Genomic DNA, 16,438 nt, shown 5'->3' with positions numbered 1-16,438 from the left:
CGCCCCGCGCCGGCACCCGCGGCCGGCTCCCAACTCCGGAGGCTTCAGGTTGGATATCGACGCACTCAATGCCGACTTCGGGCTCCCCGGGACCCTGCGCATCGCCGTGGGCCGCGGCGGCCTGACCATGATCGAGGTCTACAACGGCCTCGCCAACGCCCTGATCTCGACCCACGGCGGGCAGGTCCTGTCCTACTGCCCGGCGGGGGCACCGGATGACCTGCTGTTCGTCAGCGAGCGGGCCTGGTTCGCCCCCGGCAAGGAGATCAAGGGCGGCGTGCCCATCTGCTGGCCCTGGTTCGGGGCGGACCCGGATACCGCGGACCTGGACGTACCGGACCGGGGGATCCATGGGTTCGCCCGCCGGCTGCCCTGGTCCATCCTCGCCACCGCCGCCCTGCCGAGCGGGGCCACCCGCGTCACCCTGGGCCTGGCCGACGATGCCGATACGCGCGTCCTGTGGCGCCATCACTTCAACCTGCTGGTGGAGATCACCGTGGGGTCGACCCTGACCGTCGAGCTGATCACGCGCAATGCCGGCGACCGATCCTTCCAGATCACCCAAGGCCTGCACAGCTATTTCCGGGTCGGTGACGCGACCCAGGCGCGGGTCCTGGGGCTTGCGGGGTGCGACTATATCGACAAGGCGGCCGGGGCCAACGACGCCATCCTCACCCAGGACGGGCCGCTCAGGGTGGCCGCCGAGGTCAACCGCATCTACGAATCAGTGCCCCCGGTCCTGACCATCGAGGACCCGGTACTCGCGCGGCGCATCCGTATCAGCAGCCGCCACAGCGCCACCACCGTGGTCTGGAACCCCTGGGTCGCGACCGCCCGCGCCATGGCGGACCTGGACGACGGGGACTACCGGATCATGCTGTGCGTGGAGACCGTCAACGCCGCCTCCGAGGTGATCGGGATACCGGGCGGCGGCGAGGCGCGGCTGGCGGCCGAGTACGCTATCGAGCCGCTGGAATGAGTGGCCTGGCGGCACTGGGTGAGGCCCCGGACCGGCTCTGGCAGGAGTGGCTCGCGTGGGCGCAGGCGCAGGGCCGGATGGTGCCGCTCGCCGCCGACCTGGAGGCCGTCAGGACGCGGGTCTGGGAGGCGAGCGAGTATTGCGCCCAAGGCGCCGCCCGCTACCCGGCGGACTTCGCGGCGCTCCTGGACTGCGGCGACCTGGGGCGTGCCTATGCCCCCGGCGACCTCGCCGCCCGGGTCGCGGCGACCCTGGCCGCCGCGCTGCCCGGCCACCCGGACGAGGCCGCCCTGCAGCGCGCCCTGCGGGTGGTCCGGCGCCGCGAGCAGACCCGCATCATCTGGCGCGACATCGGCGGGCTCGCCGGGCTCGACGAGACTCTGGAGGACCTCTCGGAACTGGCCGACTGCTGCATCCGCACGGCCCTGGACCGGCTCCAGGACTGGACCCGGGCGGAACTGGGCACGCCCCGCGATGCACAAGGTCGGCCGCAGTGCCTGCTGGTCATCGGCATGGGCAAGCTCGGGGCGCGCGAGCTCAACCTGTCATCGGATATCGACCTCATCTTCGCCTACCCCGCCCAGGGCCAGGTGACGGACGGGCCGCGCCCGCTCGACCACCAGCAGTTCTTCGTGCGCCTGGCGCAGCGCCTGGTCCAGGCCCTGAACGCCCAGACCGCCGACGGCTTCGTCTTCCGCGTGGACACCAGGCTGCGCCCCTTCGGCGACTCCGGCCCCCTGGTCATGAGCCTGGACGCACTCGAGGACTACTACCAGTCCCAGGCGCGCGAGTGGGAGCGCTACGCCATGATCAAGGCGCGGGTGCTGACCGGCGACCCGGCCGCGGTCGCCGCCCTGGAGGACCTGCTGCGGCCCTTCGTCTACCGGCGCTATCTCGACTTCGGCTCCATCGAGTCGCTGCGCGAGATGAAGCAGATGATCGCCAAGGAACTGCACCACAAGGGCATGGACGCCAACATCAAGCTCGGCCCCGGCGGCATCCGCGAGATCGAGTTCATCGGCCAGGCGCTCCAGTTGGTGCGCGGCGGGCGTGACCCGGCGCTCCAGGTCCGCCCCATCCGCCAGGTCCTGGCGCTGCTGGGCGAGCGCGACCTGCTGCCGGCCTCCGCCGTCCCCCACCTGGACGCCGCCTATTGCTTCCTGCGCCTGGTGGAGAACCGGATCCAGGCCTACAAGGACAAGCAGACCCACCTGCTGCCGGCGGACGACCCGGGCCGCCTGCGCCTGGCGCGCGCCATGGGCTTCCCCGACTGGGGCGCCTTCGCGGCGGTGCTCGAGGGGCACCGGCGGCGCGTCCAGGGTCAATTCGACCAGGTCTTCAGCGCCACCCAGACCGAGGGCCCGGGGCAGGACCCGGATTTCGCGGCGCTCTGGAGCGGCTGTCTGGAGGAGTGCCGCGCCCTGGAGATCCTGGCCGCCAACCACTTCAGCGCCCCCCAGGCGGCCCTGGTGCGCCTGACGGCCTTTCGCGAGGCCTGCGCCCGCAAGGGCCTGAGCACCCGGGGGGCGGAGCGGCTGCGGCAGTTGTTGCCGCTGACGCTGCGGATCATCGCCGCCAGCGAGGCCCCGGATTTGGCCCTGGAGCGGGTCCTCAAGGTACTGGAGTCGGTGGTGCGGCGCACCGCCTATCTGGCGATGCTGATCGAGCGGCCCATGGCGCTCGCCCAACTCGCCCGGCTCACCGGTATGAGCCCCTGGATCGCGGAGCAGATCGTCCGCCAGCCGCTGCTGCTCGATGAGCTGATCGACCCACGCCGGCTCTATGCCCTGCACCGCCGCGCCGATCTGGAGGTGGAACTCGAGGCCCTGCTCGCCCCCATCGACCCCGACGACCTGGAGCAACAGTTGGAGCGGCTGCGCCAGTTCGCGCATGGCAACATCCTGCGGGTGGCCGCCGCGGACCTGACCGGCGGCGTGCCCCTGATGAAGGTCAGCGACTATCTGACCGAGGTCGCCGAGGTCGCCGTCGCGCGGGTCCTGTCCCTGGCCTTCGCCCACCTGGCCGAGCGCCACGGCCGCCCCCCGGGGCTCGGCGCCGGGGACACCGGGGTCCTGGTCCTGGGCTACGGCAAGCTGGGGGGGCTGGAGCTGGGCTACGGGTCGGACCTGGATCTGGTACTGCTCCACGGCGGCGACCAACCCGGCGCCGACACCGATGGCCCCAAGCCGACCAGCGCCGAGCAATTCTACAACCGGCTCGGCCAGCGCCTGATCCACATGATCACCGCCCGCACCCCCGCTGGCATCCTCTACGAGGTCGACATGCGCCTGCGCCCGGACGGCAACAAGGGGATGCTGGTGCGCTCGCTCGCCGCCTACGCGGACTACCAGGCGACGGCCGCCTGGACCTGGGAGCATCAGGCCCTGATCCGCGCCCGGCCGGTGGCCGGGGACCCCGGGCTCGCCGCGCGCTTCGCCGCCGTGCGCCGCGCCACCATCTGCCGCCCGCGCGACCCCGCGCGGCTGCGCGAGGACGTCCGCGCCATGCGCCAACGGATGCGCGAGAGCCTGGACAAGGGCGAGCGCGGGCGCTTCGACCTCAAGCAGGGACGCGGCGGTATTGCCGATATCGAGTTTATGGTTCAATACTCGGTCCTGCGCTGGGCCGCCGCGCACCCGGCCCTGGCCGACTGGACGGACAATATCCGCCAGCTCGAGACCCTGGCGCGGCTCGATCTCCTGCCCGGCGCGACGGCCGCGGACCTCACGGCCGCCTACAAGGCCCTGCGCGGTGCCTATCACCGCAGTGCCCTGCAGGACCAGCCCAAGACGGTCGCGGACGACCAACTGGTCCCGGAGCGCGCGCGGGTCCGCGCGCTGTGGCGGGACCTGATGGGGGACTGAGTTCCCGGCGAACCTTTTTTAGATCAACAGGGTGGGGCCATCGGCCCGACCCTTCGGAGTAGCAGAATGGCAACGATGGCGGACCGCGACGGTCTGATCTGGCTGGACGGCGAGATGGTGCCCTGGCGTGAGGCCAAGGTCCATGTCCTCACCCACTCCCTGCACTATGGCATGGGCGTCTTCGAGGGGGTCCGTGCCTATGAGACCGACCGCGGCGCGGCCATCTTCCGCCTGGAGGACCACACCGAGCGGCTGTTCAACTCCGCCCACATCTTCGCCATGCCCATGCCCTGGGACCGTGCGACCCTGATCGCCGCCCAGCGCGCGGTGGTGCGCGAGAACCAGCTCGCCTCGGCCTATATCCGCCCCCTCTGCTTCTATGGCGCCGAGGGCATGGGCATCCGCGCGGACAATCTCGAGGTCCATTGTGTCGTCGCCGCCTGGGAGTGGGGTTCCTATCTCGGCGAGGACAACATGAAGAACGGCATCCGCATCCGGGTCTCGTCCTTCAACCGGCACCATGTGAACGTCACCATGTGCCGCGCCAAGGCCACCGGCAGCTACGCCAACTCCATGCTGGCCCTGCAGGAGGCGGTGCGCGACGGCTATGACGAGGCCCTGCTGCTCGACACCTCCGGCCATGTCATGGAAGGCAGCGGCGAGAACGTCTTCATCGTGCGCGCCGGCGTCCTCTATACCCCGGACCTGACCTCCGCCCTGGACGGCATCACCAGGCGCACCGTCATCACACTGTGCGACGAACTGGGGCTCAAGGTGGTCGAGAAGCGGATCACCCGCGACGAGGTCTACATCGCCGACGAGGCCTTCTTCACCGGCACCGCCGCCGAGGTCACGCCGATCCGCGAGGTCGATGGCCGGCCCATCGGCAAGGGCGGGCGCGGCCCCATCACGGAGCGTCTCCAGGCACTCTATTTCGATCAGGTCCACGGTCGCCGGGACACCCACCCGGAATGGCTGAACCTGGTCTGAACCCGCCCCCGCGCCCCGCACACGACGGAGAACCCGCATGGTACCGGCCATCACCCAGACCCCGCTTGGAACCGCGCTACCCGCTGCCCCCGCCGCGGTGCAGCCGCTCATCCCAGTCACCCGCGCCGAGCTGCCGCTCGCCTGCCCGCGCCCGGGGGACAGCCTCTGGGACATGCACCCGCGGGTCTATCTGCCGATCGCGGACGAGCCCGACCACGAGGCGATCTGCCCCTATTGCGGGGCGCGGTATCGGCTGATCGACTAGCCCCGGGGTGCGCCGGGCACCGTTCGGCCCGGCGCGTCGCGTCCATCCGGTTCGTCCATCCGGCGCACGGCTTCCCGTACACCTTCACTAACAGACTGGTAAAGGCCGGACGCGACTTTCCGCCCGATAAGCTCTTCAAGCTGCCGGGAGGGGTCGCGCACCTCGGTGTTTTCATATCTTACCGGATTAATTGAGAGGTTCTGCCAGCGTGGCGAAATCAGCCCCATTGCCGATCAGCGGCTTTATTGAATTTCTTCCGGAACAGCAGTTGATTCTTCAGGAGTTCATCCGCCGCATCCGCGCGGCGTACGAACTGCACGGCTTTTCTCCGATCGAGACCCCCGCGGTAGAGCGCGTCGAGGTGCTGACCTCCAAAGGCGGCGAGGCGGCGGAACGCGAGATTTACGCGATTTCGCGTTTGCTCGGGCAGCAGGACGGCGCCGAGGCCTCGGATTCCAATCTCGCCCTGCATTTCGATCTGACCGTGCCTTTGGCGCGCTATGTCGCTTCCTACGCGTCACAACTCTCATTCCCTTTTCGACGGTATCAGATTCAGAAGGTCTGGCGAGGAGAACGGGCCCAGGCCGGGCGTTTCCGCGAATTCTACCAGTGCGATATCGATATCATCGGGCGCGAGCAACTCAGCCTGCTCGCGGACGCCGAAATGCCGGCCGTCATCTATGACGTCTTTCGCTCGCTTGCCATCGGTGAGTTCATTATTCGTATCAGCAACCGGAAGATTCTCCAAGGCTTCTTGAGACATTACGGAGTAGATCGGGATACGAGCGCCGCCGGCCTGCGTGTTATCGATAAACTCGATCGCCATCCGCCGGCAGACTGGAACAAGGTACTCATTGCACAAACGACCCTGTCCCCGGACGTGGTAGAGCGTGTTACGGGATTCTTTTTTGGTGCCGGCGGGGCCACGGCCGAGACCCTTCAGTGGTTGAAGGATCATGACGCCAACGCGGATAAGGATTTCGCCTTGGGCGTAGAAGAGTTGGGCGTCGTTGTCAAAGCGGTCGGCGAACTTGGAGTGCCCGAGACCCATTTCAAGATCGACCTGCGTTTGGCGCGAGGTCTCGACTACTATACCGGCACGGTGTTTGAGACCTTGCTGGTGGGGCATGAGGCCATCGGGAGTATCTGCTCCGGCGGCCGCTATGATGATCTCACCGGTTTCTTTGCCGATGAAAAATTGCCCGGCGTGGGAATTTCAATCGGCCTGACGCGCCTGATGGCACAGTTGCTTGATAAGAAGATTGTCAAACCACGGGCCTCTACCCCGGCGAAGGTACTCGTCACGAGCCTCGACAAGAAGCACTTGCCGGACTATTTGAAGATCGCGAACGCCTTGCGCAGTGCAAACATCGCAACGGAAGTCTTCACCGAGGAAGCACGGCTCGGCAAACAGTTGAAATATGCACTGCGCAAAGGAATTCCGTTGGTCATCATCGCGGGAGACCAGGAATTGTCGCAAGGGCAGGTCCAACTCAAGTATCTGACCGAGGATTTCGCGCAGAAAGATGTAGAGGAAATCCCGCTGCCGGAAATCGCAGCGCGGGTGACCGAGAAACTCCGGGTATTAGGTCTCTGCGGGATCGCGTGGTAGCGGCAACAGGCCCGCTGCCTCGCCGGCGCTTGCGTCCGCTCGGATGAGCAGCGCTGGGACCTAACGGCATTCGGCGAAGGCCCCGTGGGCCCGCGGGGATCGCGCCACCCGTCGACCTCCTCCAGCATCAGCGCCGACCAGTCGCAAGCCTCGACGTCCCGGGCGATCAGGCCCGAACCGGAGGTCGAGGCTTCAGCCGGATGGAAGCGCCGACGGCGCACGGGGAATTCTTGCACAGTCCCGGCGCCTGGGAGCGCTACGCCGACAGTTGGCGCCACTCTCGTTCCCACGCGCCGTCTCACTGCCATTAGGTTAAGCCTCACTTCCAGTCCAGCCCGGCCTGGGAGCGCCGCACCCCAGTGCGGCGCGATCTCGCAAATAACCCCGCCGGTGTGGGTTGAGCAAACGCAGGCGAGCACGGTCTGGCTCAACTGGTAGCGTGCCCGCAAGGCGCGGATACCCTCACCGGTATAGGTGGGGATGGGGTCAAGACACAGGGCATCGAAATGCCGCATACGCCGCTTGTCGATGAAGCCGGCAACATGCAGGTCTTGGGCGGTTTCGTGGACCGCCGCGAGGATGCGGCTGCCGTCTTTCATTTTGCTGGTCATCGCAGCCCTCGTCCAACGCACGCAGCGCCACGGGTGCGATCAGCACTGATGTGGCGCCCGAGATCCCGGGTACGCTGTCGTTGTCGTTGTCGTTGTCGTAATCGAATAATCCGACCACGATTACGACAACGACAACGACAACGACAACGACGCCCGGTCCGCGAGAACGTCCGGTAGCCCGGTAGGGTCCGCTGTGCGGACCGAACCACGCGCGGACCCAGCCGGGTAGGGTCCGCTATGCGGACCGAACCACGCGGACCCAGCGTGCGAAGGGTCCGCACAGCGGACCCTACGGACTGCGACCGGATATCGGTGTCGAGCAGGAACCTCAGTCGGTCCAATCGAAGACCCTCCCGGGCGAGGGATCGCGCCATCCGTCGACCTCCTCCGCTGTCAGGTCCGGCCAGTCGAAAGCGGTCTGGGTGCGCCAGTCGGCGATGGTGTCCCACAGACCCCAATGGATCAGGCCGGTCAGCCGGGTCTTGGCCTCGGCAACTGAGATGTCGGTCATGTGGAATCACCTTCCGCGGGCAAGGGGCGGTGCGATGACCGCCGACGAGACCATCTTAGCGGGGCCGGATCGGATCGAGAAGCCTGGGCAGTCGCCTGGGGCCTTGGGCCTCCTTCGTCGGCCCAAACTGCGCGCTTTGTCGCCCCAACCAGGCTCGCAAGCGGCGGGCACCGGTTAACGGCCATGGCAGCAAGACCAGTCTTGGCGCGTTGGGGCGCTACGCCGACCGTTGGGGCCTGCGCGGGCATGTGCTGCAATCCTTCGTTTGCAGGCGCGACGGGCCGAAGCGAGGTGTCCTCGCCGACGATGCGCTCGTGCACCACGGCCTCGGGCGAGCGCCCGTCCTGCCAGGTCGCGGCCGGCGCGGGTGCGGGGTCGGCGCCCCAGCCCATGCGCGGACGCAGTGCAACCAAGGGGCCCTGGTGGGCCGCCCCGACCAGCGGCTCGACGGCCTGGGCGATGAGTCCCAGCGCGGGGATGCCGGGGGCCGGTTCTTGACCGTCGAGCAGGTCGACCAGGTGGTCGGCCACCACCAGCGGGCTGCCCTCCCAGTCGAGCCAGCCCGCAACAACAGGCGCGACGCGCCCGCGGCGTTTGGTTACCATCCGGGGCGCCGATTGGTCCTCGATAGGAAGCGCACCGATGTCGATTTTGGAATTCTGCCAGCCCCGCGCGGATCTGCTCGCCGGGACCCTCAACCCGGAGATCTTCACCGCCAACCTGATGCAGGTCATCGACCACTACCGGGGCGATCCCGATGTGGTCCAGAACATCTACACGGACCCGGTGGCCTTCTTCGGCGAGGGGACCTATCCCACTGAAGGCATGCGCCAAGTCCTGCGCAACTGCTTCGGCCGGCTCGGCGGGACGGACGCGACCTATCCGGCGATCCAGCGCATGGAAAGCGCCTTCGGGGGCGGCAAGACCCACACCCTGATCGGCGCCACCCACCTGGCCTTCCAGGGCACCGCCATCGCCGCGGCGGCCCAAGGCGTGATCGATCCCGCCCTGCTGCTCGCCCCCGGCGAGGTCACGGTGGTCGGGATCGCGGGCGATCGGGTCGCCATCCATGAGACCCATGGCGCCCGGCTGATCCCCTATACCCTGTGGGGCGAGATCGCCTTCCAGATCGGCGGCGAGGCCCTCTATCAGTCGATCGGCCCCGGCGCCAGTTCCTTCGGTTCCCCCGGGGACGAGTATTTCGATGTCGTCTTCAAGGGCCGCAAGGTCCTGATCATGCTCGACGAGTTGGCCGCCTACGCGGCCCGCATCGAGGCCGCCCGGCCGGGCGGACGCGCCAGCGTCGCAACCTTCCTGATGTCGCTCTTCCAGTATGCCAAGGAGCATACGGGGCTCGCCGTGATCCTGACCCTGGCCAGTCAACGTGATGCCTTTGCCCGCCAGACCGCGATGATCCAGGACCTGGTCTCCCAGGCCCGCGGCCAGGACGTATCGAAGGAGGAAGCACTCGGGATCGCCCGCGCGGCGGACGGCGAGGTGCGCAGCGTCGTCCAGCGCGACGCCACCGCCGTTGTCCCGGTCCGGGGCCAGGAGATCTCCCGGGTGCTGGCACGGCGCCTGTTCGTCCACATCGACCAGGGCGGCGCCGCCGCCGCGGCCGACGCCTACATGGAGATGTACCGGCGTACCGCCTTGCTGCTACCCGAACAGGCCCGGCAGGAGACCTATCGGGAGCGCCTGACCGCCCACTACCCCTTTCACCCGACCCTGATCGACTATCTCACCGACAAGCTCGCCACCGTCGAGAGCTTTCAGGGTACCCGCGGCGTGCTGCGGGTCCTGGCGCTCACGGTCGCCAACCTCTGGCGCCGCCGCTCCCCCGCACCCATGATCCATGCCTGTCACCTGGATCTACGCGACCCGCGACTCTCCGACGAGCTGGTGAGCCGCACTGAGAGTGCCGAGCTGATGCCGATCATCAACGCCGACATCGGTGGCCCCGACAGCGGCGACCTCAAGGCGCAACACAGCAACGCCGCCCTGGCCGATCGCGCCAATCCACACCCGGACGGCTTCCCCCTGCACGAATACGCCTGGAAGACCGTCTTCCTGCACAGCCTGGCAGGGTTCGGCGACGGGCTTGGTTCCAACGTCTTCGGCATCGCCAAACAGGACGCACTGTTCGCCACCGCCTTTCCGGGCATGACCCCGCCCCAGGTGGAAACCGCCCTGGACGCCCTGCGCTCCCAGGCCTACTACCTGCGCTACTCGGAGACCGAGGGCCGCTACTACGCGAGCACCGGCGTCTCGATCAACCGGGTCCTGGCCGACATCCGCCGGGCGCTACGCGGCACCAAGGGTGTCGATCAACTCATCCACGAAACCTCGCGCAAGGTGGTGAAACCCGGCACGCTGAATTTCGAGGTCATTGCCGAGGTCGAGCTTCCGGAACGTATCCCCGACAAGGGCACCAAGCCAACGCTGGCCCTGGTCGCCCTGGACAGCCCGGCGGTCCGACCGGAGCACTTCATCACCCAGGCGGGCGCCAACAAGCCCCGCCTGCACCAGAATCTGGTATTTCTACTGGTGCCGGACACGGTCGAGGTGAACGGCGAGCACCGCCCCGGCGATGACATGCTCGACAACGCCGCCACTCGCGCACTGGACCTGCGCGAGCGTCTGAACGGCATCGGCATCGACGTACTGGCGCGGCGCACGCTCAAGAACAACCCGGCCGGCTACGGCCTGTCGGAGGCGGTCTTGAGCGACCAGACCTTCAACCGTGACACCAAGGAGCGCGAGCAGGCCCTGCTGACCGTCGTCACCCAGGCGTACCGCAACCTCTGGTATCCGGGCCAGGGCGGCAAGATCATCCGCCACGAGATCAGTACGGCCGGCGGCGAGGGCGGACGCTCCGTGATCGAGAGTATCCGCGAGGTCCTGCTTGCCGACGGCAAGCTCGTCACCGCCGAACTGGCCGTCACCAGCGCGACCGCCGGTGCCGCCCTCAAGCTGTTCTTCGCGGCGAACAAGGATTACCAGACCCTTGCGGACCTGCGCGGCGCCTTCGCCTGCCGCCGTGACTGGCCCGTATTGGAGGACAAGGGCAGCTTCGACACCCTGGTCCGTGCCGGCATCAGGCATGGTGCCTGGTGCCTTTTCCGCATGGGATCGGCCGAATCGGAGAGACCGGCCGACTTCTACGCCCGCGAGACGGACGAGGTCCCGCTCCCGATCGACCTCGCCGAGCAGGGCTGGAGCCTGGTTACCCCCCAGGGTGCCAAGCAGCGCAACTGGACCGCCGTGGACAAGCCGGACGCCGCCCAGGTCCGCAAATGGGTCCAGGAGGCCATCGTGCAGGCCCGCTATTGCTCCGTCACCGATGTGGCCGCCGCGGTCGCGCAGACCCACGGCGACATCTCGGTCCAGGACACGGGACGCGCCATCGACGAGCTGGTCAAGGCCAACTATCTCTATGTCCATGCTCCGGACAAGGACCCCAGCCTCGACCCCAGTGTCCTGCGCGGGGCCAACGAATGGGTGCTGGAGACCGTCAGCCCGGACTACCAGGTCGTCACCAGGACCGAGGCCGCGACACGGGGTTGGGTTACCACGAAGGACGAAACCCTGTCACTCTCCGGCGAGCAGGCGCGCAAGAAGGTCCTGCCGCTGTTACGGGGGCTCGCGGGAATCTATAAGACCGGCGGCACCTCCACTATCGATTACCTGGAGGTCAGCGGTCTCAAGCTCCCCGAGGGCGGGCGGATCACCCTGCAACTGCATCAACTCAAGCCCGATGACGTGCGTGCCTTGGACGAACTGCTGGACCCGGCGATGTCCCTGACCACCCAGGATGCGGAGACCGAGGTCCAGATCGTCATCAATGAGCCCAGGCCCGGCTGCAAGCTCGTCGCCGAACTGAAGGCTTCATGATGGGCCTCGCTCCCGCTCTGCCCATCCTACTTGCTATTTGCGTGAATCCGTAGGATGGGTAGAGCGCAGCGAAACCCATCGTCCGCGCCTCGGTAAGGCGTTGATTGCTGGGTTTCGCTGCGCTCTACCCAGCCTACAAAGGCCGCGCGTATTGGCGCGGCGGCGAATACTTTCACAGTCTCGCAGCGCTGCCCATCGCTCCCGCAAACATGACGAAGCCGCCCATGGCCAAGAAAAAAGAACCCTTCGACCTCGCCAAACACCTCGCGGAGCGGCTTGCCAAACAGAGCGCCAAGGCGCCCTTCCTCCTGCGCATCACGCAGTGGCAGGGTGCCCCGGTTCCCGTGCTGGTGGTCAAAGAGCGCCAGTACCGCGACCCGGACGAGGGCGCCCCGGGGCCGGACGGCCAGCGCCGCCGCGCCCGCCCCGTCCTGATCGAGCGCGGCAACCTCTGCGGCGAACCGCTGCACCGCTGCCTGCCGCTGCTGCGCCGCATCGTCGAGGGCGTCACCGATCCGGCCGGGGTCCCCCTGGAGCTTGCCCGCTACCTCACCGCCGAGGGGATGCGTATCCGCGGCAACCTGCCCCTGGACGAGGAGGCCGGCGCCAAGCTCGCCCTGATCTTCCGTTTGCAGGATCGCATCAAAGACTTGGATCGAGTGGAGCTGATCGCTTATCGTGTCCGCCAGTTCACCCGTGAAGAGGCCGCCTACTGGCTGTCGCGGACCACCAGTTTCGGCCCGATCGCCAACCGCTGGGCGCTCTCCGGGTTGCGGACCATGCTGGGCGGACATACGGACGACAAGGGCGTTGCCGAAATGTTGGAGCGGCTGCGGTTGGCGGCATGAGCGACGCTCCGGGTAGGAGCGGCCCCCGGGCCGCGACGAATGTCATTCGTGATGTGGCCGGCATAATGATTAAGATTGACACTACAGCGCGATTTGGGAATCCGCGGCCGGGGTGCAGACCGATGACGGCGACATCCTCCGGGGTATCCCTGCGTTCGTCACCAAGGCCCTGGCATTACTCCGGCCACCCGCGCTCACTGCGCAGAGCGCGTGACACTTCGCCTTATCACCGGACCTGCTTCGTGTCGCAACCGAGCGGGTGTCGGTGCGGTCATCTGTCACGCCCTTTCAGGGCTAAGATCATTGCCGTGTACCACCCAGGGCGTTGCCCTGGGCTGGTATGTGTGACCCCGTTGGGGTCAACCTGGAAAGAGCCGTTGTCACGCCCCGCTCACCAAGGTTTTTCAGTGCGTGACGCCCCTAGCCCCGAAGGGGCGCGACATACCAGCCCAGGGCAACGCCCCGGGTGGTCTGTCGTTAGGGTCTTAGCCCTGAAAGGGCGTGACATCGGCGGGCCGCCGGATCATCTTGCGGGTAACCCGCACCAGGCTCAGTCGTTCCTACATGGAAGCGGCAGCCTATGGGATACTGCGCCCGTTCGGCAAGGGCTTCGAGGACATCCGATGGAAGACACCACAGACACCCGACTGATCGAGGCCGGATTTCCCTGCCACCAGGTTGGGGCTGAGACGCAGCGGGAGCAGAGCGTCGGGCTCCAGCCGCCGGTCAATCGGTTGCATGTCTGGTGGGCGCGCCGGCCGCTGACGGCGAGCCGCGCCGCCATCCTGTCCTCCCTGCTGCCGGCCGGGACCGACCCCGAGACCTTCATCCGCCGGCTCGGCATTGAGCGCGTTCAGGCGCTGGTCCATGGCGAGCCCTGGACCCTGACAGGCAAGCTATTGGAACGGATCGAATCGAGGGCGGGACCTGAGGTCTTGCCGGTCGATGATCCCGTCTTGCGGGCATTGGCGGAGGAACAGGTGCGCCGTCAGGCGAACCTCAGGATTATCGAGCGATTGCAGGAGGCGCAGCCTGACCTGCGGTCTGATCCCGTAATGGTGCGATGGGAGGCCGAGTGCAAACCGTTGCCCGAGCTTCGTCCGCTGATCGACCGCCTACTCCCCATCCAAAGGGCGACGGCCGACCCCGCATGGGCGAATGAACGGATCGCGTTCGAGAACGGGCACAAGATTCGCACCCCTGAGGACAAGTATCTCTATCCTCGCGCCTACACCCATCTACCCAACTATGCGGCGACCGGTCTCACTGTCCTCGATCCGACGTCAGGCGGTGGGTCGATCCCGTTCGAGGCGCTCCGTCTTGGGCATCGGGTCATTGCCAACGAGTTGAATCCGGTCGCTACTGCGATCCTTTATGCAACGCTCGACTATCCCGCGCGTTATGGAAAGACCCTTTACGACGACATCGAACATTGGGGTCAAATCATGCTCGCGGACATGCGCGATCAGATCGCCGACCTGTTTCCCCCATCGCCGATTGCTGAACCGCATTTATCGCGTTTACAGCGTCTGTTCGCCGACTCACCAGAGGAAGGTGGACCTTTTCTTACAGAGTTCCTCGACGCGTTTCTATACAACCGCCAAGTCACCTGTTCCCACTGCGGCGGCGAGGCGCCGCTGCTCAACACCTGTTGGCTGTCAAAGGATGCCAGCGACGCGTGGGGAGTTCGAGTCATCCCGGAGCGCGGTAAGGTCGGCTTTCAGACCTATCAGGTAAAACACGGCCGTGGCCCCAACGGCGAGGACCCGAACGCCGCAACCGTCAATCGGGGCACTGGCCAATGCGTTCACTGTAAGCAGGCCATCGACGGCGAAGAAATCAAGCGCCAGGCGCGTGCCGTCGCCAAGCACCCGACCGCGATGACGGACTGCCCGGACGGCTGGCAAAACCGACTCTATGCCGTGGTGGCCGTGCGCCTGGAACCCAAACTCGACAGCCACGGTCAACCGCTGCGCTATACCAGCGGCGCCCGCAAGGGCGAGATTAAGACCACCAAGGCTCGCTATTTCCGCCCGCCGAATCAACGCGACCTCGACGCGTTGGAAGAGGCCCAGCGTCGTTTACAGGCCAAGTGGAATAGCTGGGACGATCAGGGTCTGATCCCGACCGAGGAGATCCCGCCCGGACATCGCCGCGACCAACGCGATGGACTGTTGCGCTACGGAATCACCCACTGGCTCGATATGTTCAGCCCGAGGCAACTGCTGGGCCACCTAACCCTGATCGAGACCCTGAACCAGCTCAAACCGGAGATTCTCGCTGAGTTAGGACCTGAACGCGGCCGGGCGGTCGTGACCTATCTGCAATTCGCCATCGACAAGGGGCTCGACTACAACAGCCGTCAGACCCGCTGGGAGTTTACTCGCGGCGTGGTCAAAGGTACCTTCGGCCGCCATGATTTTTCGCTGAAATGGACCTTCGGCGAGATGATATTTTCCGGCCCTAACTCGGGCGCCGCCTGGGGTCTATCTCAGGTTCTCGATGCCTACAAAGGCATGGCTGAATTGCTGGCACCCGTGCTGGAGGGGACGGACGGTAAGCCGCCGGTCACCATCCTCAATGGCACCGGGGCACACATCCCGCAGGTTCCCGATGAATCGGTGGACCTGGTCTGCATGGACCCGCCGTATTACAACAACGTGCAATACGCCGAGCTGTCCGATTACTTCTATGTCTGGCAACGGCGCACCCTGCGCGACCTCTATCCCGGCGTCTACAACCGGCGCCTGACCGACAAGAAGGCCGAGGCGGTGGCCAATCCCCATCGTGACGGGGGACCGGACGGGGCCAAGGCGACCTATGAGCGGATGATGGGCGAGATCTTCCGCGAGTGCCGGCGCACCCTCAAGGACGACGGCCTCTTCACCCTGATGTTCAACCACAAGTCACAGGACGCCTGGGAGACCCTCACCCGCTCGCTGATCGATGCCGGCTGGATCATCACCGCCTGCTTCCCGGTCGAGTCCGAGGGCGAGAACTCCACCCACCAAAAGGACCTGGCCGCCGCCGCCAGTTCCATCTTTCTGTCCTGCCGCAAGCGCCCGGCCCAGGGCACCGAGACCGCCATCTGGGACAGCGCCTTCGGCCAGACCGGCATCCGCCGCCAGATCGAGGCGGCCGTCCGCCAGGGCCTCACCGACTTCGCGCCGCTGCGCCTCAACCCGGTGGACGAGATGGTCGCGAGCTACGGCAAAGCGCTCCAGGTCCTCTCCGCCCACTGGCCGGTGCAGGACGGCGATGACCTGGTGAGCCCCGTCAAGGCGATGAACGAGGCCAGCCGCGTGGTCTCTCAGGGCCGGGTCAGTCAGATCACCAAGGGCAAGGTCCGGGTGGAAGACCTGGACAGCGAGACCGCCATGGCCCTGACGATCTTCGGCATCTGGGAACTGTCCGAGGTCGCCTATGACGACATCCTGAACCTCTCCCGCTCCTTGGGCATTGCCCTGGACGCCAAGCCCGGGGGCTACCGGGTCCAGGATCGGGAGATCGGCATCAACCAGGCCACCGGTACCCGTGGCCGGGACAAGGGTACCGACGGCTACCAGGCCCCCCTGGTCCGCACCGGCTCCAAACTCCGTCTGGCCCTGCCGGAGGAGCGCCACGGCGCCCGCCTGACCGACCCCCAGACCGACTGGGACCGCCTCCAGGGCCTGATCGCCGTCTACCGTGAGGGCGATATCCCGGTCGCCCGCGCCTATCTCCAGGAGCACGCCGCCGAACGCGCCGGGCGTATCCTCGACCTCCTGGAGGTCTGGGCCGCCGAGGCGCGCTCCCCGGACCTCAAGCGCCAGGCGCGTACCGCGCTCTTCGGGCTGCGCGGGGCGGCCGGGTAGCCGGGTGGGC

Annotated in this window: 10 protein-coding genes; 8 read left to right on the top strand and 2 right to left on the bottom strand. The window is 66.9% G+C overall.

Going from position 1 to position 16,438, the window contains the following annotated elements; all coding sequences use genetic code 11:
* Window positions 1–49 precede the first annotated feature (49 nt).
* The 5 genes from THSYN_RS02650 to hisS all read left to right on the top strand — a co-directional run bounded on the left by THSYN_RS02650 (window position 50) and on the right by hisS (window position 6,710).
* The gene (locus THSYN_RS02650; protein ID WP_100917775.1) at window positions 50–979 is read left to right on the top strand and encodes a D-hexose-6-phosphate mutarotase; all 930 of its coding nucleotides are present in this window, start codon (window positions 50–52) and stop codon (window positions 977–979) included.
* Window positions 976–3,843, top strand: a complete 2,868-nt coding sequence (gene glnE, locus THSYN_RS02645) for a bifunctional [glutamate--ammonia ligase]-adenylyl-L-tyrosine phosphorylase/[glutamate--ammonia-ligase] adenylyltransferase (protein WP_100917774.1) — start codon at window positions 976–978, stop codon at window positions 3,841–3,843. Before THSYN_RS02650 ends, glnE begins: the two co-directional genes overlap by 4 nt.
* A gap of 66 nt (window positions 3,844–3,909) precedes the next feature.
* Window positions 3,910–4,833: a branched-chain amino acid transaminase gene (locus THSYN_RS02640; RefSeq protein WP_100917773.1), complete on the top strand. Its 924-nt coding sequence runs from the start codon at window positions 3,910–3,912 to the stop codon at window positions 4,831–4,833.
* A 37-nt stretch (window positions 4,834–4,870) separates the two neighbouring features.
* A complete protein-coding gene (locus tag THSYN_RS02635) occupies window positions 4,871–5,098 on the top strand; it encodes a zinc-finger domain-containing protein (RefSeq protein ID WP_100917772.1) in 228 nt (75 codons plus the stop codon).
* Window positions 5,099–5,306: 208 nt separating this feature from the next.
* Complete coding sequence (gene hisS, locus THSYN_RS02630) at window positions 5,307–6,710, top strand: histidine--tRNA ligase (protein WP_157817412.1); 1,404 nt, start codon at window positions 5,307–5,309, stop codon at window positions 6,708–6,710.
* A 939-nt stretch (window positions 6,711–7,649) separates the two neighbouring features.
* Here hisS and THSYN_RS02625 read toward each other — a convergent pair.
* Both THSYN_RS02625 and THSYN_RS02620 read right to left on the bottom strand, forming a co-directional pair.
* Complete coding sequence (locus THSYN_RS02625; protein WP_100917770.1) at window positions 7,650–7,832, bottom strand: hypothetical protein; 183 nt, start codon at window positions 7,830–7,832, stop codon at window positions 7,650–7,652.
* A complete protein-coding gene (locus THSYN_RS02620) occupies window positions 7,829–8,437 on the bottom strand; it encodes a hypothetical protein (RefSeq protein WP_100917769.1) in 609 nt (202 codons plus the stop codon). Before THSYN_RS02620 ends, THSYN_RS02625 begins: the two co-directional genes overlap by 4 nt.
* A gap of 37 nt (window positions 8,438–8,474) precedes the next feature.
* Here THSYN_RS02620 and THSYN_RS02615 point away from each other — a divergent pair, with 37 nt between their 5' ends.
* The 3 genes from THSYN_RS02615 to THSYN_RS02605 all read left to right on the top strand — a co-directional run bounded on the left by THSYN_RS02615 (window position 8,475) and on the right by THSYN_RS02605 (window position 16,428).
* Entirely contained in the window at window positions 8,475–11,726 is a 3,252-nt protein-coding gene (locus THSYN_RS02615; RefSeq protein ID WP_100917768.1) for an ATP-binding protein, read from the top strand.
* Between the two features lie 224 nt (window positions 11,727–11,950).
* Entirely contained in the window at window positions 11,951–12,574 is a 624-nt protein-coding gene (locus THSYN_RS02610; RefSeq protein WP_100917767.1) for a DUF7680 family protein, read from the top strand.
* Between the two features lie 623 nt (window positions 12,575–13,197).
* Complete coding sequence (locus THSYN_RS02605) at window positions 13,198–16,428, top strand: DUF1156 domain-containing protein (RefSeq protein WP_100917766.1); 3,231 nt, start codon at window positions 13,198–13,200, stop codon at window positions 16,426–16,428.
* Window positions 16,429–16,438: the final 10 nt, after the last annotated feature.

The organism is Candidatus Thiodictyon syntrophicum, assembly GCF_002813775.1.
Taxonomy (GTDB): Bacteria; Pseudomonadota; Gammaproteobacteria; order Chromatiales; family Chromatiaceae; genus Thiodictyon; species Thiodictyon syntrophicum.
The sequence above is the reverse complement of the archived record's forward strand: the minus strand, read 5'-3'. Positions and strand labels throughout refer to the sequence as shown.

What these genes read in the sequence shown, in the direction of transcription:
- glnE (WP_100917774.1), top strand. Translation starts at nt 976, where the DNA reads ATGAGTGGCCTGGCGGCACTGGGTGAGGCCCCGGACCGGCTCTGGCAG.
- THSYN_RS02640 (WP_100917773.1), top strand. Translation starts at nt 3,910, where the DNA reads ATGGCAACGATGGCGGACCGCGACGGTCTGATCTGGCTGGACGGCGAG.
- THSYN_RS02635 (WP_100917772.1), top strand. Translation starts at nt 4,871, where the DNA reads ATGGTACCGGCCATCACCCAGACCCCGCTTGGAACCGCGCTACCCGCT.
- THSYN_RS02625 (WP_100917770.1), bottom strand. Translation starts at nt 7,832, where the DNA reads ATGACCGACATCTCAGTTGCCGAGGCCAAGACCCGGCTGACCGGCCTG.
- THSYN_RS02620 (WP_100917769.1), bottom strand. Translation starts at nt 8,437, where the DNA reads ATGGTAACCAAACGCCGCGGGCGCGTCGCGCCTGTTGTTGCGGGCTGG.
- THSYN_RS02615 (WP_100917768.1), top strand. Translation starts at nt 8,475, where the DNA reads ATGTCGATTTTGGAATTCTGCCAGCCCCGCGCGGATCTGCTCGCCGGG.
- THSYN_RS02610 (WP_100917767.1), top strand. Translation starts at nt 11,951, where the DNA reads ATGGCCAAGAAAAAAGAACCCTTCGACCTCGCCAAACACCTCGCGGAG.
- THSYN_RS02605 (WP_100917766.1), top strand. Translation starts at nt 13,198, where the DNA reads ATGGAAGACACCACAGACACCCGACTGATCGAGGCCGGATTTCCCTGC.